The following is a 22784-nucleotide window of genomic DNA, read 5'->3' as shown; positions in this document are numbered from 1 at the left end:
CGGAGGGAACGATGACGCTCACGGCTCCGGCCACCGCTCCCCCGGCCCAGGAGCAGCGTGCGCCCTCCCGGCGCGCGGTGCGACCGCTGCGGGTCCTGCTGCACGCCTTCCTGACGCTGGTGGCCCTGGGCTGGTTGCTGCCGCTCGCCCTGGCCGTCTACGCGTCGCTGCGCCCGTACGAGGAGACCGCCCGTCTGGGGTACTTCTCGCTGCCCGAGCACATCACGCTCGACTACTACGGGCAGGCGTGGAGCCAGGCCGAGCTGCCCCACTACTATCTGAACACGTTGATCATCGTCGTCCCGGGCGTGCTGATCACGTTGTTCCTGGCGTCGTTCACGGCGTTCGCCATCGCGCGGCTGCGCATTCCCGGGCGCAAGGCGCTGCTGATCGTGTTCACCGCCGGGAACCTGCTGCCGCCGCAGGTCCTCATCACCCCGCTCTACACCCTCTACACTCTCGTCCCGCTGCCCGCCTGGCTGTCGGACTCGCAGTCGCTCTACGACTCCTACCTGGGGCTGATCCTGATCCACGTGGCGTTCCAATTCGGCTTCTGCGTGTTCGTCATGTCGAACTTCATGCGCACGATCCCCGAGGAGATCAGCGAGGCCGCGCTGGTGGACGGGGCCTCGGTGTGGAAGCGGTACTGGCGGCTGACGCTGCCGCTGTGCCGTCCGGTGCTGGCGGCGCTGTCCACGCTGCAGTTCACCTGGATGTACAACGACTTCCTGTGGGCGCTGGTGCTGATGTCGTCGGGCGACAAGCTGCCGGTCACCTCGGCGCTGAACAACCTGCGCGGCCAGTTCTTCACCGACTACAACCTGCTGGCCGCCGGGTCGGTGCTGGTGGCCCTGCCCACGCTGATCATCTTCCAGCTGCTGCACAAGCAGTTCGTCGCCGGTCTGACGCTGGGGGCCACCAAAGGCTAGAGGAGAGTGTGGAAGCGGGCGGCCACGTGCTCCCACGCCCATTCGCGGGTGATCCAGTCGCGCCCGCCCGCGCCCATCTTGCGGGCTTTATCGGGGTCGGTCAGCAGCTCGACGATCGCCTGGGCCACCTCGCCCACGTCCTCGCCGTCCACGACCAGCCCCGTGTCGCCGGCGCGCACGGCGTCGGGAGCCCCGCCGGACGCGCCCGCCACCACCGGCAGCCCGGTGGCGGACGCCTCCAGGAACACGATCCCGAGCCCCTCCACGTCCACCCCCTTCCACCGGGTACGGCACGGCATCGCGAACACGTCGGCGGCGGCGTAGTAACCGGGCAGGCCGGCCGCGGGCACCGTGCCGGTGAACCTGATCGACTCCTGCCCCGCCGCCAGCCGTTCCAGGGTCCTGCGGTGGGGACCGCCGCCCACGAGCAGCAGCACCGCGTCCGGCACCGCCCGCAGCACCTCGGGCCAGGCCCTGATGAGCTGGTCCTGGCCCTTCCTCGGCACCAGCCGCGACACGCAGACGACCACCGGCCTGCCGTCCAGGCCCAGCTCGGCCTTGGGCGCGCCAGGGTGGAACTGGTCGACGTCCACTCCGGGCGCGAGCCGTACCAGCTTGTCAGGAGGGATGGCGGCGGCCAGGCGCCGGCGCGTGTACTCGCCCAGGTAGGTCACCACGTCGGCGTGCTCACCGATCCTGCGCAGCGCCGCGCGGAAGCCCGGCGCGCTCGCCCACGACGCCTCGTGGCCGTGCGTGAGCATCACCACGCGCCGCGCGCCCACACTGCGCAGGCGCGGCGCGAGCAGCCCGAGCGGCGCCGCCGCCCCGAACACCACGGTCTGCGCGCCGTACTCGGCCACCAGCCTGGCCGCCCTGCGTGCGACGGCCGGGGTCGGCAACATGAGCCGCGTCGGATGTCGCACGATCGGGTACGGCTGGCGCTCGTCGAACTCCTCGCAGCCCGGCCAGGCGGGCGCGTAGACCGCCACGCCCGGCGTTCGCAGCGCGAGGCCGTGCACGAACGACTGGATGCCGCCCGGCCTGGGCGGGAAGTCGTTCGTGACGATGAGCACCTTGGTCGCGGCGCTCGTCACTGCACTGGGACGCCGTTCAGCTTCGCCCATGCACGGGCCATGGCGATGCGCTCGGGGCTGGAGGGATGGGAGGCATAGAGCACATATTCCACCGCATCCGGCGACAAGTCCGAAACGTTGGTTACGGCCAGGCGTTTCTGCATGGATATGAACGTGGCCGGATCGTGCGTGAGGTCGAGCGCGTGCAGGTCGGCCCTGGCCTCAATGTGGCGGCTGATCAGGTTCTGCGCGGGGCCCATGATCAGCGAGCCGATGGTCATCAGGCCCATGATCACGCCGACCGCGCGGGGGTCGCCGATCGAGGTGACGCCGGCGCGGCGGCGTACCAGGCCGAACACCAGGAACAGCAGGATCGCGCCCAGAGCGGCGGCGAGGGCGCCGATGAACGTGCCGTAGAGGACGTCGTTGTACTTGGCGTGGCCCAGCTCGTGCGCCACGACCAGCTCGACCTCCTGCGGCGGGGCCTTGAGCAGCGTGTCGTAGACGACGATCCTGCGCGTGGCGCCGAAGCCGGACACATACGCGTTGAGCGCCGTCGTCCTGCGCGAGGCGTCGGCGACCAGCACGTCCTCGACGGACACGCCGTCGCGCCGGGCCATGGCGAGCAGGTCCGTGCGGAGCTGGCCCTGCTGCATGGGCGTGAAGTCGTTGAACAGCGGCTCGAACACCACCGGATAGATGAACGACATCGCCACCGTCAGCAGGAACGCCCCGACGGCGGCGGGGATCCACCAGCGCTTGAACCTGCGGGCCAGCGCCATGAGCACCAGCAGCATGAGGCAGAGCAGGAACGCCTCCACGCCGATGTTCTTGAACCGGTCGCCGATCCAGGACCCCCAGTCCTGGGTGGACAGGCCGTAGCCGCGCAGCAGCGTCTCGAACCAGATGCCGAGCGGCAGCCTGACCAGCTCGATGATGGCCGTGATGACGACGACGCCGAGCACCACCCGTACCCACCAGGGGCCCTTGAGCCAGCCCACCACCTTCGCGCCGAACGGCGTGGCCATGAGCAGCCCGGCGAAGACGAGCGTGAGCGCCAGAGACAGGTAGCTCGGCAGGCTGGTGGCCGTGTCGAACGCCTTGCTCCTGGCGATCTGCGCGGCGGTGAAGTCGCGCGCGGGGTCGGGCGGTCCGGAGGCCAGAAGGTGCCAAGGGGTGCTGAAGGCGGCCACGGCCAGGATGACCAGGCCGAGCAGCACGGCCGCCACCGCCGCCTGCCGCCTCAGCCGCCGCCCGTCCGCGGTTTCGCGCGGCCTGTCCCCGTTCACGGACACACCCGCCCCTTTGACGTTCCCCTGCGATTCCTTCGGCCGCGTCACCCCGTTGCCGGTCGGCTCGGCGCCCAGGGCGGGGACCGCGCCCCCTGCCTCCCCGCCGTGCTGCGCTGCTCCGTCCGTATCTCGCTGTTCGTCCATGTGCCTCCCCCTTTACGCGAGCTGGTCTCGCACGTAGTCGCGCCACCGTGCGGTCAGCGTCGCCGCGGAGAGCCCCAGCGCGGCGAGTGCCTGATCGACGCCGACTGACCGGGCCTCACGGTAGAGCCTCACCAGCGTCCCCTCACCGAACCGGTCAGCGAGGAAGCGACACGCCAGCCAGGCCTCCTGGTACGCCCGGGCGAGCCGTTGGGGGTCCCGCCCGTCGGCGGCGAAAGCGGCAGGTCCGGGCAACTCACCCGGCAACCGGCCGGACCGCACCTCGGCGGCGAGCTCAGCGGCGGCGGTCCTCACGGGCAGCCCGGAGTCGCGGTAGCCGACATAGTCGGCGAACCCCTCGTAGAGCCAGACGGGCAGGCGGTCGGTGCCCGCCACGACGTGGGTGAGCTCATGGGTGAGTACGACGTCCTTGCCGGTGGAGTTGAGCTTGGCGAAGAACTCGGGGACGACGATCACCCGCCCGCCGTCGGCCACCGCGGCCAGCCCCTCGACCTCTCCCGCCCCGGCCAACCCGGCCAGCCCGGCCGCTTCGGCGGCGGAGCCCGGAACGACGATCAGCGGTCGTACTGGCCCACCGAGCACGTCCGAGACCCGCTGCCCGGCCGCGTCGGCCCTGCGCGCGAGCTCGCGGAGCTCACCGGATGGGGCGTGGTGCCCGACGACGACGGACCGCGCTCCGCGGACGACGACCGCACCATCACGCCACAGGTGGTGGGCTTCCTGCGGAAGGATCGGCGAGTCGGGGGTGGGGGCGCCGGCGGAGGCGACGGCGAGGAGCACGATGGAGACCACCGCGACCCGCCGACTCACCCACCCGGACACGATGCCCGATCGTAGCCGCCCCGCAGGGGGCACCTTGGCCGCACCGCGCTCCGGACCAGCGGGCGCCGGGGTCTGGATCGACGGGCCTCTGAGCGTCGGTGGGCCACGCCGTCATGCCCGGGGACCATTGGGACACGCACCGGGCTCGACACGGACCCTCAGCCGCCGTCATGCGCCGCCGAACGCGAGCCGCCGGCCGTGCGCCGAGGCCCGTTCCAGCGGCCGGGGTCGCGTCGTGTGAAGCCGTGCGGCGCGAAGCCGGGGGTTGTGAGGCCGTGTGGCGCGGTGTCGAGCGGCGCGGAGCCAGGGGTGTGGCGAGGTGTGGGGTGGGAGGCAGACACCCTCCGCTGCGTGCGGCCGTCAAGGGTTGTGTGGTCCAACGTGCGCCGTTGCGGCGGCCAAGCCCGTGCGGGTCAGCGAGCGTCCCCCTGGGGGCCCTCAGCCACGTGCGGCGGGTGGCGCCGCCCGTGCTCCGCCGTACCAAATAAAAAAGGGACCTCAGCAAAAGAGGACGAGCCCCGCCCGAAACGGGTTCGGGCGGGGCTTGGTCACAGGCCGGGACGGACCGCGCCCACGAAGGACGACTTACGCCATCTGCCCAGCTTGTCGATGCGCACCCGTTCGCCTGTCCGCGGCGAGTGGATCATCTTGCCCTTGCCGACGTACATGCCCACGTGGCCGAGCCCGTTGAAGAACAGCAGGTCACCAGGCTGGAGATTCCGCCAGGAGACCTTGCTCTTGATGCGGGCGAACTGGCTGTTCGTCACGCGCGGGATCTTCACCCCAGCCTTCTTCCAGGCGTACTGGACGAGGCCGGAGCAGTCGAACGAACCAGGACCTGTGCCTCCGTAGCGGTACGGGTCACCGATCTGGTGCTTGGCCGCCGAGACGGCCTTGCGAGCCTTGGACTTCTGCCGAGCGATCTTGACTGCCCTGAGCGCTGCGGCCCTGGCCGACTTCGAGGTTCGGGCGGCCGTGGCCGCCTTGGCCGTCGAATCCGACGTGCTCGCCGCCGCCTGAGCCGTTGGGGCATGGAGGACCAGACCTCCGGCCGTCACGGTCATCGTGAGCGCTACGCCACTCAGGGCAAGGCGGGACAGACGGGGGTTCTGCGGGGAGGTAGACAGGATTTCTCCTTGAGTCTTCCACGAATGCCTACCGGGTTAGCTGACGGATTCGGGCCTGGAAGTAGCCCTACGGCGCGATCTGCGCGCCGATTCACCCCTGATCCCTGGGGAACTGGGATCGCTGGGTCCCCGGCTCCGTGCCTCCTGGCTGCACGGACTCGGCAAGCCACCGCCCGATCAAGATGTTGATATGGGGATATGGGCGGCGACCAGCGGATCTTTATCTGTCTCACATCGGGATAGACCGATGCGGGTTCGCGGAGGACATGGCTTGTTCACCGCGACGACGCCAGAAGCTACGCCGAACCGTCAAGAATCAGCAAAGCGAGACATGGGCTGTAAAGATCAGATAAAGGGGGCTGTAAGAGTGAAAATCCCTGCTGGAACCCCAGGCTCCTTTATCGAAATGTGACACTGCTCACACTTCGATTCGCCTGCGTTTGTCAGGCCGCAATTGTCGCCTTTTTCACATTTGTTGCGATGCCTCACACGACGCTCACGCGTAGGGAGCGTTCCCGCCGCGGGACGGTGGTGTCTCCGCCACCCCGGCTCGACCCCGGCCGCCCCGGCCGCCATCAACGACGCTGCATCGTAGAAGCGCTTCGAATGATCGTTCAGCCACAACATCCCGCACGAAGAACTCCACCCCGGCCGCCGTACATGTTGCGCCGGCCCCACCGCACAACACCTCGCCGACCCGGCGCAGGGAAGGCGGCAGAGCACCGCGACGTGCGGAATGGGCTTCAAGTCGATCAAGCGATCTAGCTGGTCAGACGCTTGAAGGTCATGAAGCCACGTAAGGCAAGCAGGCAACTGGATCGTCGAGAGGTCAACCGGCTCCCAAGCCGCCCGCGGTGTTCAGAGCCCTGGCTGAACAGGCGCTGCTTATGCCGGCTGTGCTGTATGCGGCGCGCCAGGTAGCGGGGGGCATGTCGGCCTGGCGGCTGTCAGTTCTCCGGGTGCACCATGAGAAGGACAGCGCGATTGTGCGCGGCCTGACCTCGGTACAGGTGCGGGCGAGCGGCATTGAACCGGATGGCATCGCCTTCGGCCAGTTCGGTGGGGGAATCGGCCGGGCCGGTGGTGACGCGTCCGTGGGTGAGCACGAGGCATTCCTCGACGCCGGGCAGGTGGGCGTCGGAGTGCTGGGTGCTCTGGGCGATGGCGATGTCATAGACCTCCACGGTGCCGCGCATTCTGATGCGGTGGAGGAGACGCGCGCTGACCGCGTCGCCCTCGACCCGCGGCCGCCTGTCGCCGGCGCGTACCACCTCGACCGTCGAGGCGGGCGTTTCCAGCAGCTCACCGAGAGACGCCTTCAACGCGGTGGCCAAGGCCCACAGGGTGCTCAGGGTCGGGTTGCCCTGGCCCTGTTCGATGCCGTGCAGCGTGGTCTTGCTGATGCCACTGGCGGACGCCAGGTCGGCCAGCGATATTCCGGCCGCCGTGCGCAGCCGGTGCACGTTCTGCCCCACCACTTGCGTAAGATCCATGCGTATCAGCATAGTGATATGCCTGTACCAGTGAAATGGTTCGACTGTGGAGGCGGCATGACGGTGACGCGGCTGCGTGACATCCCGGGCATCGGTGTGGACACCGTTGGTGACGCGGCCGACGCGGTGAGCGACCCAGAGTTCTTGCGACTGGAGAATCTCGACACCGACCTGCGTCCGCCCGCCGTCGCCATCGCCACCACGCATGCCGCCATCGACGACGACGCGGCCAACAGCTATCTGCCGTTCCAGGGGCATCGCTCCCTTCGCGCTGCCGCCGCGGCGCACGTCGGGCGCATCTCAGGACGCCGCTATGACGCCGGCACCGAGTGCGTCAGCGTGGCAGGCGGGCTCAACGGCATCCTCAACACGCTGCTCGCAACCGTGGAGCCCGGGCAGGAGGTCGTGCTGTGCGACCCCATCTACGCAGGCCTGGTCAACCGGGTGCGGCTCGCGGGCGGCGTCCCCCGCTTCGTCCCCGCACAGCCCACCGCGGACGGCTGGACCATCGACGCCGAACGACTCGCCGGCGCCGTCGGACCCGACACGGCGGCGGTCCTGATGATGGGGCCGGCGATGCCGACCGGCCTCGTCCTGGACGACCGCCACTGGTCCGCCCTCGCCGACGCCTGCGAACGCCACAACGCTTGGTTGATCTACGACGCGGCCATGGAACGCATCCGCTTCGACGGCCGCCCTCCCAGTCACCCGGCGGCCCACGAGGGCCTGGTGCGGCGCACCATCACCGTCGGTTCGGCCTCCAAGGAGCTGCGGCTCATCGGCTGGCGCGTCGGCTGGGTCGTGGGCCCCGCCGACATCATCGCCGACATCCGCCTCGTCGGCTTGACCAACGTCGTCTGCCAGGTCGGCCTGGCCCAAGACGCCGTGGCCGCCGCACTGGACGCACCCGACGCCGATGCCGACGTCGCCGCCGCCACCGCCGAATGGCAACGGCGCTGCGAGACGGTCCTGCATCAGCTCGCCGCCTACCCGGTCATCCGACCGCACGGCGGATGGTCACTCCTCATCGACACCAGGCCCCTGGAACTGACCGCTGTCGAACTGTCCCAGCGCCTGTTCGACCGGGCGAAGATCGCCGCCACTCCCATGGACGGCTGGGGCCCCAGCGGAAGGCACTACCTGCGGGTAGTGTTCGCCAACGAACCCGTCGAACGCCTCACCAGCCTCAGCGATCGCTTCCGCCTGGCCATCCAATGACAGGCCGGAAGCCGCAGGCGCCGCGGGGTGCGGTCGGCGCTGTTCTGGGTCCACATCAACCCTCAACGGAAGAGAATCCTCAGCATGGCCGTCATCCACCACACCACCCTCAAACCGACCAAGCTAGAACTGCTCACCTCCTGGCTACCCTCCCGGCCGTGGTACCACGGTGGCGCGGGCGAACCAGAATTGGCCAAGGCCGGCGGCTTCCGGCTGGATGACCCGCAGGGTGAGGTCGGGATCGAGTTCATGGTGGTCACCGACACCTCCGGCACTCACCCGACCAGCTACCTGGTGCCGCTCACCTATCGCGGTGCCCCGCTCGACGGGGCGGAGCACGCCCTCGTCGGCACCATGGAGCACGGGGTGCTGGGGCGGCGCTGGGCCTACGACGGCTGCCACGACCCGGTGCTGGTCGCCCAGTTGCTGGCTCTGATCGAGGGCCGGGTCCAGGCCCAGGACCAGAACACCAGCGACACCCCCGACCGGGAGGTCACCCGCTCCTACCTCGGTGGCAGCCTCACCCCCACGGACTTCACCACTGCCGCCGACGACCAAGAGGGCACTGAGCTGCCTGCACCGCGGGGTACGGCCCTCCGTTTGCACCGGGTCCTGCGTCCCGCCCCGGACGACGCACCTCTCCTTCCACCGGAAGCGACGGGCCACGTCGCCGGCTCCTGGCACATGCCGGATGGCACCCGCCCGCGGGGGCTGTTCGTTGTCTTGCACACCGGCCCTCGCGCCTGAGGGGCGATGGGGCCTCCGCAGTCGGTCGGTGGCCCAGCGCGAGAAGACGTGCCTCAGGCGGCGGAAACCCCGCCTCAGTGCCGGGAACTGCCAGAAACGGCACCCTACGGGCGGATGGCGCCCAGGAGCGAGTTGCCGTAGGAGGAGAGCTTGACGACCTTGACCACGTCGCCGGTTTGGGGCGCGTGGACAATGTCCCCGTTGCCGGCGTAAATCACGACGTGGCCCAAGCTCGAGCTGAAGATGAGGTCCCCCGGCTGGAGGTCGTCCAAGGAGACCCTGCGGTTGGCCCCCCACGCCCACTGTTGCCACGTCGTACGCGGCAACGACACGCCGCCGGCGCGCCACGACGCCTGGGTCAGGCCTGAGCAGTCGTAGCCTCCTGGACCGGTCCCGCCGTAAATGTACGGCTTGCCTACCTGGGCGAAGGCGAAGCGCAGGACTGCGGCGGCGTTGCCCGAGGCCGGGCCCGTGTACTTGATGCCGACGCTGTTCGGGTTGCCGGGATTGTAGGCGCCCAGCTTCCTCAGCAGCTTCTTCTGCTCGGTGATCAGCTTCATGATCTCCGAACGTTCCTTCTCGACCCCGTCCCGCTCCCTGTCCGCGGCCTCCAGCGCCTTCTGCGCATTGTCACGCTCGACCTTCAGCCCGCGGTTCTCGCGATCGAACGCGGCCAGCTTCTCCGCCCGCTCCTTCGATACCTGCCCGGCCAGCGTCAGCCCCGTCAGCAGGGCCTGGGGGTTGTCCGTGCTGATCAGCCCGGGCAAGGAGGTCAGGTCGGCGCCGTACTTGTAGCTGTCCACGGCCATGTCGATCACCTGGGAACGCAGGTCCGCGACGGTCGCCAGCTTGCGCTTGTAGCTGTCGTTCAGCTTGGTATAAGAGCTCTTGGCCTTCTTGTAGCGCTCCGTGGCCGTGTTGAACCGGTCGACGACCTTGTCGGCCTTGTCGTTGAGCTTTTCGAGCTTGGCCTTGGCCTGCCGGAGTGTGGGTTTGGGATCAGCGGTGGCAGCGCCTATCGGGGACAGGACCAGCCCAAGCGCGAGACCCGCGGCCACCGGTACCCTGCCAAACCTCACTGTGTCGCCTCCCAGGGATGATATCTGGGGCGAAATAGTACAGAAGTGGCGGGTGAGGTCTCACCTAAACGTACAAATCGTGATGGAGGGCCGTCCCAGCCGGTCCGTAATCTAAGCCCGGCCCAGCCTGCGCAGCAGCAGTCCAGACTGAACGGGTCTGGCTCCCATCCGCCTGACGGATTCGGCCACCTCGCGGTCCGACGACACCACGGCGATGGCCCGGCCGGGCGGCTCGGCGCGGACGAGCTGGCGGATCAGGTCGTCGGCGATCTCCCCAGGGTCGCTGAACAGCACCCGTACCCCCCGCGGCGCCACCACCTGCACGGGGGCGTTGAGCTCGGCCCCGTCGAACACCACGGTCACTTCGACCCTGGTCTGCGCCACCAGCCCGCCGAGTCCGGTCATCAGCCGGTTGCGCTGGTCGGCCAGGGTGAGCGTGCCGTAGCCGGTCTTGGTCACGTTGTAACCGTCGATGATCAGATGGACCTGCGGCAGGGCCAGGAGCTGGTCGAGGAGCTGCGGGTCGTCGTCGGCGAGAGCGCGTGCGGGAACGCCGCGCACACCGGGCCGCTCGCCGGTGATCGCGGCGACCGAGTCGGCGGGCCGGGTGATCGTCGTGGGCAGGGCCAGCTCCCTGCGCAACCCGGCGGAGGCGTCCTGCAGCGCGTCCAGCAGCACCCTGATGCGGGAGTCCTCGATGCTCCTGCCCTCACGGGCGGCCCGCCGCGAGGCCTCCAGCTGTTTCTCCACGTCGGCCAGGCGTTCGCGCAGCCGCCGCAGCTCGGAATCGCCCGCGGCGGAGGAGGCGGAGGCGGCCGACCTGGCCTCCTCCGCAGCATGCTCCATCTCCTCGGCGTGACGGACCGCGCCCTTGGCCCGCTCGCGGGCGTCGTGGAGCTTGCGCCGCAGGTCGGAGTTCTCCGCCCGGGCCGCCCTGATCTGCTCGCGCAGCCGGTCGGCCTCCTCCTTGGCGGCGCTTTTCTGCGCGGCGAGCTGCTCACGCAGCCGGGCGACCACCTCCTCGCGCTCCGACCCCTCGGCCGCCACCGCCGACTGCTCCAGGTCGGTGCGGGCGACCTCGATCATCTCGGCCCAGCCGGGCGGCCGGGTGAGGTATGCGGCCGCCGCCACGAGCACGGGGTCGGCGGCGGGCGGCACGTTTCCCTCGGCCAGCGAGGCGACCAGCTCAGGCCAGCCGGCGGCCACGGACTCGGCCACCAGCTCGCGGAACTTCTTGTCGTTCTCTAGCTGCGCCGCGATGGGAGCGCTGCCGAGCTTGGCGCGCTTACGAGGGTCGAATTTGGCGATCCCGCGCAACGGCGGAGGTATGGAGACAGCAGGCATCGTCCCGAGGACCTGAGACGCCAGATCCACGACATTTAGCCGCACCTGCTCGGGAAGCGGGCGAGACAGGCCTTCACCCGCTGAACTCATCCCACTTGTCCCTTCGTGACATGCCCTTTCAGACAAGGGTACGGCTGCCGCGTACCTGACCGTAACGGTCACCTATGTATGGACGAGCGCTTGGTTGGGGGTATACGACTGAGCCGGAGCAGGCGCTCACCCGGGAGGCCGACCGTGACAGAAGAGATCCGTACCTCCACCCGCGACCTGAAAGAGCTGCGCGAACGCCTGGCCGTCTGGCTGCGGGGCAGAGTCGGCGAGAGCGCTTCGGTGTCCGAAGTGTCCAGGCCGTCTGAGAACGGTATGTCGAGCGAGACGCTGTTCTTCACCGCCGCCTGGAGTGACGGAAGAACGCGCTGCGTAGCCAGGCTCGCACCTGCGGTGGAAGCCGTTCCGGTGTTCCCCACGTATGACCTGCGGACACAGTTCGGAATCATGGGTCTGGCCAGGGAAAAAGCTGGGATTCCAGCGCCCAGGCCCCTCTGGTTCGAACCGGATCCCGATCATCTCGGCACGCCGTTCCTCGTCATGGAGCGCGAGGACGGCGAGGTGCCGCCGGACGTGATGCCGTACACGTTCGGGAGCTGGCTGCTGGACGCGGCGCCGGCGGACCAGCGCAGGGTGCAGGACGCCTGCGTGGCGGTCCTGGCGGCGCTGCACCAGACCCGGTTCACGACCGAGGAGCTGGCCCCGCTCGGGCAGTCCGGGCTGCGTGCGCACGTGGAGGCACAGCGCGACTACTATGAGTGGGCGCACGGCGAGCGGCGGATCCCGCTGCTGGAGCGGGCCTTCCGGTGGCTGGAGCCGCACTGGCCGGACAAGCCCGGGCCGGGCGTTCTGTGCTGGGGCGACGCCAGGATCGGGAACATGATGTTCAGGGACTTCACACCGGTCGCCGTGCTCGACTGGGAGATGGCCGCCGTGGGACCGCGTGAGCTGGACCTGTCCTGGATGATCTTCCTGCACCGCTTCTTCCAGGACCTCACGGTCGCCGCAGGGTTTCCCGGCATGCCCGACTTCATGCGCCACGACGACGTTTGCCGAAAATATTGGGAATTAACGGGGTACGAGCCTCGCGACATGGATTTCTACGAGATGTACGCCGCCCTCCGGCACGGCATCGTCATGGCCAGGGTGTGGCAGCGCCGGATCCACTTCGGCGAGCAGCCGGCGCCGGACGACCCCGACGACCTGGTGCTGCACCGAGCCACGATCGAGGAGCTGCTGGCCAGGTGACTACGTACCGGCGTCGTAGACCAGCAGCGCGACCTGGACCCGGTTGTTGAGGCCGAGCTTGGTGAGGATTCGCGAGACGTGCGCCTTGACCGTGGGCACGCTCATGTAGAGCTCGCGTGCGATCTCTGCGTTCGACTTGCCCCGCCCCACGGCCTGCGCCACCTCCCGCTCCCGCTCGCTGAGCCGGCCGAGCAGCTTCCTGGCCCGTTCGGTGCGCTCCCCCGCCCCGCCGTCGGACACGTGCGTGATGAGCTGGCGCGTCACCGCGGGCGAGAGGATCGGCTCGCCCGCGGCCACCTTCCTGATGGCCTGCACCAGGTCGCCGGGCGCGATGTCCTTCAGCAGGAACCCTGCGGCACCGGCCCGCAGCGCCCGCAGCACCTGCGCGTCGGCGTGGAACGTGGTCAGCACCACCACCTCGGGCGGCGAGGACGTGCGGCGCAGCGCCTCGGTGGCGGTCAGCCCATCGACGCCGGGCATGCGGATGTCCATCAGCACGATGTCGGGCCGATGCTCGGCCACCAGCGGCGGCACCTCGGAGCCGTCGCCGGCCTCGGCCACGATCTCGATGTCGTCGACGCCGCCCAGGATCATCGACAGCCCCGCCCGCACCATCGCGTCGTCGTCGACGATCAGCAGCCTGATCATGCATCCTCCCGAGTCGTCTCCACCGGCCACGGCAGCCACGCGCGCACCACGAACTCACCGTCCGGGGTCGCGCCGTGCTCCAGCCGCCCTCCCGCCAGCTCGGCCCGCTCCGTCAGCCCGATGAGCCCGGCCCCCGCGCCCGGAAGGCGCAGCCCGTGGCGTGCCCACAGAGGATTGCGCACCTCCGCGGACAGCCCCTCGCCGGGCGCTCCCGAGACCGCCACCTTCACGGGCACCCCGCCCGCGTGCTTGCGCGCGTTGGTCAGCGCCTCCTGGACGATGCGGTAGACGTTGCGGCCGAGCCCTTCCGGTGCGTCGCCGTCGGCCTGCAGGTCGAGCCGTACATCCATGCCCGCGTGGCGGCACTCCCCGACCAGCGTGGGCAGGTCGGCGAGCGTGGGCTGCGGCCGGTCGGGCACCGGGTCGTCGCCGTCCGGGTGCGCGTGGCGCAGCACGCCGATCACCTCGCGCAGGTCCTGTAATGCCAGGTGGGCGTTGGTCCTGATCGCCCCGGCGGCCCTGGCGATCTCTTCGGCGGGCGCGTCCGGCCGGAACTCCAGCGCCCCCGCGTGCAGGCTCAGCATGGAGATGCGGTGCGCGAGCACGTCGTGCATCTCCCTGGCGATGCGCTCGCGCTCGAGCCGCTTGGCCTCCTCCGCGGCGCTGTCGGCGCGCTGCCTGAGCGACCAGACGAGCTGCCGCCTGGCCCTGATCACGACGGCCCACGCGAACACGGTCAGCGCGATCGTCACGCCGAGCGCCGCCGCCCATGGCCGGTCCAGACCGTCCTGGGGCCGCAGCATGACGTACGGGGCGAGGGCGACGAGTGAGAGCAGCAGTATCGGCCCGGAGACCTTGAACGGCCGGTGCACCGCCACGGTGAACAGTCCCACGAGCGAGGCCCCACCCGACAGCTCCAGATAGGACGAGAGCAGGGTCGTCACCAGCGCCAGCCCCACCGGCCACCTGCGCCGCAGCCACACCGCCGCGCACGACAGCGCCCCCACCACCTGCTCGAGGGCCAGCAGCGGCTCGGGCTCGTCCTGGAGCTCCGGCAGGGACAGGAGCGTGACGCCGCACGCGAGCAGGAACATGAGGATGTCGACGATCCAGTCGCGGGTCGAGCGGCGCACCCTGCGGCCCGCGCGCCCGTCGCCGAGCAGCACCGACGGCAGCGCCCACCGGTATTCGTGGGCGTGACCGCCGTCCCCCCGCAGTTCCGTCACGCTCATCGAGGTTAGGCCCTGCCAAGGGTACGGCGACAGCGACCAAAGTCGATGCCGGCCGAGACCTACGGCCGACGCGGGCCCCGCTCCCCCGCGGCGACGCTTGGACCCCATGAAGGCGATGCTGACGGTGCTCGGCTGGCTGCTGCTCCTGCAGGGTGTGGGCGGCCTGCTGAACACCCTGTTCGGATGGTGGCGGTGGGCGCACGGCCTGCTCGTGGTCAACCGGCTGCCGTTCCTGGAGGGGTATGAGGTGTTCGCGGCCATCGTGATCGGGGTGCTCGGGTTGGTCCTGCTGGCCGTGACCGACTCCGCGAAGAAGGCGGAGGGCGGGGAATGACCGGGATCGCTCAGGTGGAGCTGCGCCCGCCCCGTAACCAGGCCGACCCGCGGGCGGTCGCCTGGTGGACGGTGCAGTGGCTGATCCTCATGGTGCCGGTGGCCATCGCCGCGGTGGCGGCGTACTGGATCTTCACCTCGCGGCCGGTCTGGCTGGGCGCGTGCGTGGGGGTCTTCGCCGCGGGCTGCGTGGTGCTGGCTCTCGTGGCGCCGCGCGCCTACTACCGGGTGGAGCGGTGGGAGGTCACCGACCAGGCGGTCTACACGCGCAAGGGGTGGCTGACCCACACCTGGCGGGTGGCGCCGATGTCGCGGATCCAACGGGTCGACACCGCGCGGGGGCCGGTGCAGCGACTGTTCGGACTGGCCGACATCACGGTGACCACCGCTTCCTCGGCGGGGGCGATCAAGATCGAGGCGCTGGACCACGAGGTGGCGGCCGACCTGGCCGAACGCCTGACCGCCATCACACAGGCGACGCCGGGGGACGCTACGTGAACGGCTTTCGCGCATCGGAACGGCGCAGTGGAGACGGATCCGCCTCCGGGGGATGGCAGGACGCGGGCCCGCCGTCCTCGGACGGATGGCGCGGCACGGACGGGCCGTCCTCGTCGGAAGCCCGGCCGCCCATTGACGGCGGAGCACCCATCGAAGGCAGAGCACCCGTTGAGGGTGGAGCACCCGTCGGAGGCGGAGCGGTCGTTGGGGGTGGGGGGTGGCGGCGGCTGGCCGGGCGGAGCCGGTGGGCCTCCGGGGTGAAGTCGCTGGCGATCGTGGCGGGCGTGGTGGCCGCGCTGGTGCGCTTCCTGGTGGGCAACGACTGGCCGCCCGGCGGCGTCGTGGCGGTCTGCGCGGCCGCCGCGGTGCTGGTCGTGGCGGCCGTGGTGGCGTACGACGTGGTCAGGCTCCGCACCACCCGCTGGCGGCTCACCCCCGAACGCCTCGAACTGCGCTCGGGCGTCACCGTCCGCCAGCACCGCTCTATCCCCCTCGACCGGGTGCGCAGCGTGAACCTGAGGGCCGATCCGGCGCTCCGCGTCTTCGGCCTGACCGTCGTCAAGGTGGGCACGGGCGAGCACTCGGCCGAGGGAACCGAACTCGTGCTCGACCCGCTGACCAGGCACGAGGCGGAGTCCCTGCGCCGTACCCTGCTGCACCAGGGCGAGGAGCCCGCTGCCGATGGCGGGCCGCTGGTGGAGCTGCACTGGTCGTGGATCAAGTACGCGCCGCTGTCGGTGTGGACGTTCACCGGGGCCCCGCTGGTGCTCGGGGCCCTCTACAAGGCGCTCGACTCGTTCGGGGTCGAGAGCGTCACCACCCGGGCGGCGACCGGCCTGTGGGACTGGGTGACGGCGCGGCCGCTGGTGGCCGTCCCGCTGCTCCTCGCGGTGAACGTGGCCGCCGGAGTCCTCGGCGCCGTCCTGCTGTTCGCCGAGTCGTGGGGCCGCTACCGGCTGGAACGCGAGCCCGGCCGGCTCCGGCTCCGCCGCGGACTGCTGACCACCCGTTCTCTGACCCTGGAGGAGCGCAGGTTGCGCGGCGTGGAGATCAGCGAACCGCTGCTGCTCCGGCTGGGCGGCGGGGCCCGCGTCAAGACCATCGCCACCGGGCTGGGCAAGGCGGACGAGCACGAGACCGAGGACGCCGCCGCCCTCACCCCGCCGCTCCCCCGCGCCCTGGCCTGGCATCTCGCCGCCGAGATCGCCGGCACTCCGGCGTCGGCCACGATCGCCGCAGAATTGCCTTTTACGGACGCGACCGTCTCCGGGCACGCCGCGGAGGAGGCCGCAATCGACCCGGCCTCGGCCGCGCCTCGGCACGCCGAGCAGGCCGGTGCGGCGGCGGACGCGTCCTGGCCGACCGCGCGCGCTTCCGCCCAGGGCCCACCCGCGACGGGCCACCGCGCAGACGGGCGCGGACACGACGCGCGAACCGAAGTGCACCGGCCGACGGCGGGCGTGTCCGTCCCAGACGCCGAAAACGCGATCAGGAGCGGCCCTGACACGAGCACGATCAGGAGCGGCCCTGACACGGGCGCCCGCGAGCCGGACGCGACCGGGCGGTGTTCGAGCACGAGCGCCGGCGAGCCGAACGCGACGGAGCGGGGTTCAAGCACGAGCGCCTGCGAGCCAGGTGCGAAGGGGCCAGGCGCGGGAGCGCTGGTCGCGCATCCGAAGGCGGCAAGGCGGAGGCGGGTCGTGCGGGCGTTGGTGACAGCCGCCGTGCTGACCGCGGCCGCCGGGACGGTGTCCTGGCTGATCCCGTGGCCCTGGGTGCGGGCCTCCGTCTGGGCGGTCCCGGCGGTGGCGCTGGTGTTCGGGATGTGGGTGGCCGTGGAGGGCGCCAAGAGTCTCGGGCACGCGCTGAGTGGCCGCCATCTCGTCACCAGGCAAGGCGCGGTGGTGCGGCACACGATCGCCCTCGGCCGCAAGGGCATCTCGGGCTGGACGATCAACGAGTCGTTCTTCCAGCGCCGCTCGGGCCTGCTCACCGTCTCCGCCATCACCGCCGCGGGCAAGGGCCGCTACGACGTGGTGGACGTGGGCCGCGCCGACGGCCTGGAACTGGCGGCGCGAGCGGTCCCCGGCCTGCTCGAGCCGTTCCTGACCCGCGAGAAGCCGGTCCCGGAAGCCGGTCTCGGACCACTGAAAGCCGGTCACGGTGTGTGAGAAGCCGGTCCTGAACCGGAAAAGCAATGAGCCGCGTGATCCCCCCGGTTTGCCCATGCCCCTGTACTGGACAAACCCGATCCCGCGGCTCAGGTCTTGCAGGACATAACGGTATTTGGGCCACTTGCAACCGGGTTGCAACTCCATTAACCGTTGACGCGGATCACCGGCGAGGAGGATGATCCGCGGGTGGTGCCTGGACCGGCGCTCGCCTGCCGCGCCCGCCTGGCCGCCTCCTTCGCAGGACAGGGGCCGGGTCTCGCGCTGTTGCTGCTGGTGTCCGCGCTGGCCGCCGCCGCGCTGGCGCTCGGGCGTACCGTGCTCGCGCTCTTCACGGCGGTCAGGAGGCGGACGTACGAGCTGGCCGCGCTGGAGGCGTCGGGCGCCCGCGTGGCCGCGCTGCGGGTCGCGCTCCTGCTGGAGCAGGTGATCACGGTCGCCGCGGGCACCCTGGCGGGCCTGCTGGCAGGGCTCGTGGCGGCCAGGGCGGCTCTGGGGCGGATCCCGCAGTTCGCCGAGCCCCCGGTCACCCCGCCGCTGCCGCACGAGGTCGCGGCCCTGCCCGTCGCGGCCGTCGTCGGCGCCGCCCTGCTGGTCAGCCTGCTGGCCGCCGTGCTGGTGTCGGAGGCGCTGCTGCGCGGCATCCGCGTGGAACGCCTGCGCGACGCCCCCGCCTAGCTGCCCACGGGCTGCTTGGTGAGCTGAGCCATGTACGCCCTGGCCAGGGGGAGCACCCCGTCCATCGCCTCCTTCTGGGGCATGAGCTGCACCTTGGGCGAGTTCTGCGGCTCGTCCTCGGGCCGCTGGTGGCCGGAGAAGTCGATCCTGACGACTACCGCGCCCTTGCGCATGAGCACCGTGCCGGTTGACGCGGAGACCTCGCTGTGGCGGTTCTGGATGAACTGCTGGTACGCCTGGTCGCCCAGTCCCTTGACGTCGGCCAGCTTGCCCCAGGAGATGCCGCCGATCGACGAGCCCTCCGTGACCTTGTCGCCGCCGTACTCGCTGGCGTAGTAGCCCTTGGCGGCGGTCTCGTCGGCCGCGCCCGCCCGGTTGGTGAACCGGTGCACCGTGATCAGTACGCTGCGGATCTTCTTGACTCCCTCGCCGTCGCCGGGCAGGTCGAGGTTGAGCCAGCGGCACTCGGTCTGGGCGTCGTCGCCGACCTCGGAGCCGCGCGCCCGGGTGGTGGGCTGCGGCACCAGCCGCGTGGCCGCCTCGGTCACGGCGCCGCAGTCGCCCGGGAACGCCGCCAGCACGGTCGGTGAGGGCGTCGGGCGCGCGCTCGGCGAGGTCGTGGCCCGCGACGGCTCCGGCTGGGCCAGCACGCCGGGGTGCTGCGCCTGCCAGGCCGTCACACCCTTGGCGAACTGCCCGACCAGCCCGCTCACCTCGCGGATCGCGTTGCCCTCGTTGATCGACTGCGTGGAGTCGTTGGACAGGATCTGCGCGTCCTTGCGCTGCTGCCCGGCCTGGAACTTGACCTTGATCGTCATGTCGCCGACCCGGGCGTGGGCCTCGCCGAAGGAGTACCACAGCATCTTGCCGCTCCGGCGCCAGGTGTACTGCGCGAACGCGCCCTCGCCGACGCCCGGGATGTCCTTGACCGGGGAGATGTACTCCTTCTCGTCGGGGTCGAGCGAGGGCTTGGCGGTCTCGCCGTACTTGCCGCCTTCGTATTCGATCTCGTACGAGTTCTGCGCCATGGCCCGGCCCGTCTTGGCGCCGTCGCCCTTGTGCTGCTCGACCCGTACGTCGATCTCCCTGCTGCGCCAGTACTCGCCGAACGAGATGCGCTGGTTCACCCAGTTGCAGGTGAAGTTGACCGTGTAATCGCTGTCCTTGGACGTCTTGGAGACGGTCGCGTCGGGCACGAGCCGTTCGGCCTCCTCCTTGGGCAGCATGGCGCACACGTCGGGGCCCACCGCCGCGGCGGGAGCGCTCTGCGACGGCGCCTCGCTCCTGGCCGCGGGCGGCTTGGAGGTGCCGGAGACCTTGCCGACCAGTAAGTACGCGCCCACCCCTCCCGCCGCGACCACCACGACGAGGGCGGCGGCAATCGTGGGCAGCAGCCAGGCGGGCCGCCGCGGCGGGGGCGGCATCGGCGGCAGTGTCGGGGGCAGTGTCGGGGGGTGGAACGGGGGCTGGGCCGGCGGCCCGAACTGCCTGCCCTGCACCTGGTAGGGGTTGGTGGGCGGCTCCCACTCGCTACCGGGATTCACTGGAACTCCTGGGGTTGCCCTGACTTGCGGTGAAATATGCTAGTCACACCCCTTGCAGGGTGCTTGCAGTTCTCGTCTCGATCGGCTCACTTCGACAGGCTCACTTGGACAGGGCCGACGAGACCAGGCGGGCGGCGGCGAGGGCCGGTTCCTTGTCCGCCGGGGCCGTGGCAGGCACGTGGTCCCGATGCCAGACCACCTCGCCGAGCAGGTTGCTCGTGCGGAAGAGCACTGTGCTGTCGGAGAAGCCCTCGGCGTTGGAGTTCAGGGCGGCCTTGAAGCTGTTCTGGATGATCGCCGTCTCCCCGACGTCCTTGACGTCGCCGACCGAGCCACGGGAGGTGCGCAGCACCGTGCCCTTCGCCGCGGCGCGGCTGGCCTTCTCGCTGGCGAAGCGGCGCTGCGCCACCTGAGGGCCGGCGAGGTCGCCGTCGGGCTGCTCCGCCCAGGCGCGCACGATGAGGCGGCGACTGGGCTCCGTGCCCTCGCGGACGAGCCACTGGCACTCGCCCGGCCTGGTGAGCGTGCGTTCGGGCTTGCCCTTCACGATCTGGGCGGCCTGGGCGTCACTGAGCAGCGTGCAGGGATCGGGCGCCTTGGCGAACCTGCCCGTCTCGGGCCCGCTGTCGAGCGCGCCCACGGCGTACCAGCCGCCCGCGCCGAGCGCCACGGCCGCGGCGAGGACCGCGGGCACCAGCCACCACCGGCGGCGGGGAACCGGGGCGGGCCCGGCCAGGGCGCTCAGCGCCTGGCGGATCTGCTCCGCCGTGGGACGGGCCGCCGGGTTCTTCAAGAGCATGGCCATGAGCAGGCCGCCGAACTCACGGCCCGCCCTCATCGGGAAAGGCGGCTCGTGCAGCAGCACCGCCGCCGTCACCGCCGCGGACAGCTCCCGTTCGAACGGCGCGCGCCCCTCCACCGCGGTGTAGAGGCTGGCGCCGAGCGACCACAGGTCGGACGCCGGGCCGGAGGGCTGCTCGTTGAGCCGCTCGGGGGCCATGTAGCCGGGCGAGCCCGCGAAGCCGAACCTGTCGCCCTGCCCTCCCATCTGCGTCGCGATGCCGAAGTCGGTGAGCATGGCCGAACCGTCGGCGTCGAGCAGGATGTTGGCCGGCTTGACGTCCTGGTGGAGCATCCCGTGGGCGTGCGCCACCTCCAGCGCCGACAGCACGCGCAGCCCGACCGCGGCGACATAGCCCGGCGGCAGCGGGCCCTGCTCCTTGATCACCTTGTCCAGCGAGCGGCCGGTGACCAGGTCCATGATGATCCACGGCTGGTCCCCCTCGAGGACGACGTCGTGCACGAGCACGATCGCCGGGTCGCGCAGCCGGCCCGCCGACCTGGCCTCGTGGATCGCGATGCCGGCGAACTCGGCCCGCTGGGGCGGGGTCAGCCCCTCGGGCACGCGTACCTGCTTGACCGCGACCTGGCGGTCGAGGATCTCGTCGATGGCCCGCCACACCGTGCCCGCGCCGCCCTGCCCGAGCCGCTCGATCAGGCGGTAGCGGCCGGCCAGCAGGTAGAGGTCATCCAGCATTGCGCAACGCCTGCACGGTCGCCTGCGCCGCGTTCAGCGCCGTCTGCTTGATGTCCTCGTCGGTCGGCTTCTCGGTGAGCGTGGAGTATTCGACGACGACCACCAGGTTGGCCAGGCGGTAGTAGACCTGCGCGGAGTGGACGCGGCCCGTGGGGCCCTTCAGCTCGAAGCCGAACGCCTCCTCGCCGACGCCGGTGACCTGGTGGACCGGGGTGCGCGTGGCCCGCTGCGAGGCCGGCACGCCGATCTCGGGCCAGGTCCAGTCGACGGTGTCGTACCTGCCCCAGGTGCGTTTCTGGCTCTCGAAGAGCGTGTGCGCCGAGGCCGTGGTCATCGACCACGGGTCGACGGTGTCGGAGTCCTTCTGCACCTGCACGCCCACGCCGGTGTAGTGGACCGGCCAGTCACACTTGGGGCCCTCCTCGTCGGAGCCCGGCTGGCCCTTCGGCGGGCTCTGCGTACGCAGGAGCCTGCCCACGTCCTGCCTGCTGAGCAGCGTGCACACGTCCATGGGCACGGTGAACGCGGTCGGCGCCGCGTTCGCCCCGTCCCGCAGGACGAGGAAGGCGGTCGTGCCGCCCGCGGCCAGGACCAGCGCCGCCGCCGCGGCGATCCAGAGCGCGGCCCTGCCGCCACGCCGGCTGACCTTGGTGGGCGCGGTCGCGTCGTGGTTGACCGGCAGCGGCGGCGCCTGCCTGCCCGCGGCCACCTGCCGGAGCGCGTCCACGACCACGCGCGCGTCGGGGCGGGCGGCCGGGTGGTGCGCCATCATGGCGGACAGCAGCGGCCCCAAGGGCCCTGGAGCGGCCGGTACGGGCTCCGTCAGCGTCGCCCGCACCCGCTGGGCCGCCGACCCCTCGTAGGCTGGCGCGCCCGTCAGCGCGACGTACAGCGTGGCGCCGAGCGACCACAGGTCGCTGGCCGGGCCGCCAGGTTCGCCCTCGAGCCGCTCGGGCGCGATGAACCCCGGCGAGCCGATCATCAGGCCCTGCTCGGTGAGCGTGGCCTGGCCCTCCTGCCGGGCGATGCCGAAGTCGGTCAGGACCACCCGGCCGCTCTCGGTCAGGAACACGTTGCCCGGTTTGACGTCGCGGTGCTGCATCCCCTGCGCGTGGGCCACCATCAACGCCTCCAGCACGTCGGCGCCGACGCGCGCGGCATAATCAGCCGGCATGGGTCCGAACTCGCGCACCGTCTCGCCGAGCGTGCGGCCCCGCAGCAGCTCCATGACCAGCCAGGGGCGCTCGTGCTCGACGACCACGTCGTGCAGCGCCACGATGCCGGGATGCCGCAGCCGCGCGGTGGCCTGCGCCTCGCGCACCGCCCGCTTCACCGAGTCGGAGCGCTCTTTGGGCGACATGCCTTCGGCCAGCGTGAGCTCCTTGACCGCGACCTCGCGGTCAAGCATCTCATCCCTGGCCAGCCACACCGTTCCCATGCCGCCTGCGCCGAGGGGGCGCAGCAGGGCATAGCGGCCGGCAAGTCTTCCCGCGGACATACAGGGAAGGGTAACTAAGGATCAAGAGGGATGGTTATTCGTTCCTGTCGGTCCTTCTCTCTA

At 70.8% G+C, this 22784-nt stretch carries 20 protein-coding genes and 1 riboswitch; of the genes, 8 read left to right on the top strand and 12 right to left on the bottom strand.

Going from position 1 to position 22784, the window contains the following annotated elements; all coding sequences use genetic code 11:
- The first annotated feature begins 11 nt into the window (after positions 1 to 11).
- Positions 12 to 929, top strand: a complete 918-nt coding sequence (locus ACQPWU_RS18775; RefSeq protein WP_433441711.1) for a carbohydrate ABC transporter permease — start codon at positions 12 to 14, stop codon at positions 927 to 929.
- Here ACQPWU_RS18775 and ACQPWU_RS18770 read toward each other — a convergent pair.
- The 5 genes from ACQPWU_RS18770 to ACQPWU_RS18750 form a co-directional block, all read right to left on the bottom strand.
- Entirely contained in the window at positions 926 to 2023 is a 1098-nt protein-coding gene (locus tag ACQPWU_RS18770; RefSeq protein WP_433441709.1) for a glycosyltransferase family 4 protein, read from the bottom strand. The genes ACQPWU_RS18775 and ACQPWU_RS18770 overlap by 4 nt on opposite strands.
- Complete coding sequence (locus tag ACQPWU_RS18765) at positions 2020 to 3438, bottom strand: M48 family metallopeptidase (protein WP_433441707.1); 1419 nt, start codon at positions 3436 to 3438, stop codon at positions 2020 to 2022. The genes ACQPWU_RS18770 and ACQPWU_RS18765 overlap by 4 nt, the downstream gene beginning before the upstream one ends.
- A 12-nt stretch (positions 3439 to 3450) precedes the next feature.
- Positions 3451 to 4278, bottom strand: coding sequence for a hypothetical protein (locus ACQPWU_RS18760; RefSeq protein ID WP_433441705.1), 828 nt, complete (start codon positions 4276 to 4278; stop codon positions 3451 to 3453).
- 548 nt (positions 4279 to 4826) lie between these two features.
- Positions 4827 to 5342, bottom strand: a complete 516-nt coding sequence (locus ACQPWU_RS18755; protein WP_433441703.1) for a C40 family peptidase — start codon at positions 5340 to 5342, stop codon at positions 4827 to 4829.
- A gap of 73 nt (positions 5343 to 5415) precedes the next feature.
- A riboswitch (cyclic di-AMP (ydaO/yuaA leader) is annotated at positions 5416 to 5579 on the bottom strand.
- Positions 5580 to 6352: 773 nt separating this feature from the next.
- A complete protein-coding gene (locus ACQPWU_RS18750) occupies positions 6353 to 6898 on the bottom strand; it encodes a helix-turn-helix domain-containing protein (RefSeq protein ID WP_433441701.1) in 546 nt (181 codons plus the stop codon).
- 57 nt (positions 6899 to 6955) lie between these two features.
- On the opposite strand from ACQPWU_RS18750, the gene ACQPWU_RS18745 reads away from it, so the two are divergent.
- Both ACQPWU_RS18745 and ACQPWU_RS18740 read left to right on the top strand, forming a co-directional pair.
- A complete protein-coding gene (locus tag ACQPWU_RS18745; protein ID WP_433441699.1) occupies positions 6956 to 8116 on the top strand; it encodes a pyridoxal phosphate-dependent aminotransferase in 1161 nt (386 codons plus the stop codon).
- Between the two features lie 84 nt (positions 8117 to 8200).
- The gene (locus ACQPWU_RS18740; protein ID WP_433441697.1) at positions 8201 to 8863 is read left to right on the top strand and encodes a maltokinase N-terminal cap-like domain-containing protein; all 663 of its coding nucleotides are present in this window, start codon (positions 8201 to 8203) and stop codon (positions 8861 to 8863) included.
- A gap of 104 nt (positions 8864 to 8967) precedes the next feature.
- Here ACQPWU_RS18740 and ACQPWU_RS18735 read toward each other — a convergent pair whose 3' ends face one another.
- Both ACQPWU_RS18735 and ACQPWU_RS18730 read right to left on the bottom strand, forming a co-directional pair.
- Positions 8968 to 9942: an NlpC/P60 family protein gene (locus ACQPWU_RS18735; protein ID WP_433441696.1), complete on the bottom strand. Its 975-nt coding sequence runs from the start codon at positions 9940 to 9942 to the stop codon at positions 8968 to 8970.
- 111 nt (positions 9943 to 10053) lie between these two features.
- Positions 10054 to 11376, bottom strand: coding sequence for an NYN domain-containing protein (locus tag ACQPWU_RS18730; RefSeq protein WP_433441694.1), 1323 nt, complete (start codon positions 11374 to 11376; stop codon positions 10054 to 10056).
- Between the two features lie 144 nt (positions 11377 to 11520).
- Between ACQPWU_RS18730 and ACQPWU_RS18725 the strand changes: the two genes are divergently transcribed.
- On the top strand, positions 11521 to 12582 hold the full coding sequence (locus ACQPWU_RS18725; protein WP_433441692.1) for a phosphotransferase family protein: 1062 nt from the start codon (positions 11521 to 11523) through the stop codon (positions 12580 to 12582).
- Here the strand turns inward: ACQPWU_RS18725 and ACQPWU_RS18720 are convergent, their stop codons facing one another.
- Both ACQPWU_RS18720 and ACQPWU_RS18715 read right to left on the bottom strand, forming a co-directional pair.
- Positions 12583 to 13230: a response regulator gene (locus ACQPWU_RS18720; RefSeq protein WP_433441690.1), complete on the bottom strand. Its 648-nt coding sequence runs from the start codon at positions 13228 to 13230 to the stop codon at positions 12583 to 12585.
- The gene (locus ACQPWU_RS18715; RefSeq protein WP_433441688.1) at positions 13227 to 14456 is read right to left on the bottom strand and encodes a sensor histidine kinase; all 1230 of its coding nucleotides are present in this window, start codon (positions 14454 to 14456) and stop codon (positions 13227 to 13229) included. The genes ACQPWU_RS18720 and ACQPWU_RS18715 overlap by 4 nt, the downstream gene beginning before the upstream one ends.
- 112 nt (positions 14457 to 14568) lie before the next feature.
- Between ACQPWU_RS18715 and ACQPWU_RS18710 the strand changes: the two genes are divergently transcribed.
- The 4 genes from ACQPWU_RS18710 (at position 14569) to ACQPWU_RS18695 (ending at position 18142) form a co-directional block, all read left to right on the top strand.
- Positions 14569 to 14796: a hypothetical protein gene (locus tag ACQPWU_RS18710; protein ID WP_433441686.1), complete on the top strand. Its 228-nt coding sequence runs from the start codon at positions 14569 to 14571 to the stop codon at positions 14794 to 14796.
- Entirely contained in the window at positions 14793 to 15293 is a 501-nt protein-coding gene (locus tag ACQPWU_RS18705; protein ID WP_433441684.1) for a PH domain-containing protein, read from the top strand. Before ACQPWU_RS18710 ends, ACQPWU_RS18705 begins: the two co-directional genes overlap by 4 nt.
- Before the next feature lie 257 nt (positions 15294 to 15550).
- Complete coding sequence (locus ACQPWU_RS18700; protein WP_433441682.1) at positions 15551 to 17464, top strand: PH domain-containing protein; 1914 nt, start codon at positions 15551 to 15553, stop codon at positions 17462 to 17464.
- Positions 17465 to 17617: 153 nt separating this feature from the next.
- A complete protein-coding gene (locus ACQPWU_RS18695) occupies positions 17618 to 18142 on the top strand; it encodes an FtsX-like permease family protein (protein WP_433441680.1) in 525 nt (174 codons plus the stop codon).
- Here ACQPWU_RS18695 and ACQPWU_RS18690 read toward each other — a convergent pair.
- From ACQPWU_RS18690 to ACQPWU_RS18680, 3 genes are all read right to left on the bottom strand, one after another.
- Positions 18139 to 19686: a hypothetical protein gene (locus ACQPWU_RS18690; RefSeq protein WP_433441678.1), complete on the bottom strand. Its 1548-nt coding sequence runs from the start codon at positions 19684 to 19686 to the stop codon at positions 18139 to 18141. The genes ACQPWU_RS18695 and ACQPWU_RS18690 overlap by 4 nt on opposite strands.
- A 100-nt stretch (positions 19687 to 19786) precedes the next feature.
- Positions 19787 to 21223, bottom strand: coding sequence for a serine/threonine-protein kinase (locus tag ACQPWU_RS18685; RefSeq protein ID WP_433441676.1), 1437 nt, complete (start codon positions 21221 to 21223; stop codon positions 19787 to 19789).
- Entirely contained in the window at positions 21213 to 22721 is a 1509-nt protein-coding gene (locus ACQPWU_RS18680) for a serine/threonine-protein kinase (RefSeq protein WP_433441674.1), read from the bottom strand. The genes ACQPWU_RS18685 and ACQPWU_RS18680 overlap by 11 nt, the downstream gene beginning before the upstream one ends.
- Positions 22722 to 22784: the final 63 nt, after the last annotated feature.

The organism is Nonomuraea sp. CA-141351, from assembly GCF_050944675.1.
Classification (GTDB): domain Bacteria; phylum Actinomycetota; class Actinomycetes; order Streptosporangiales; family Streptosporangiaceae; genus Nonomuraea.
Note: the sequence above shows the minus strand (reverse complement) of the source record. Positions and strands in the feature narration are given on the sequence as shown.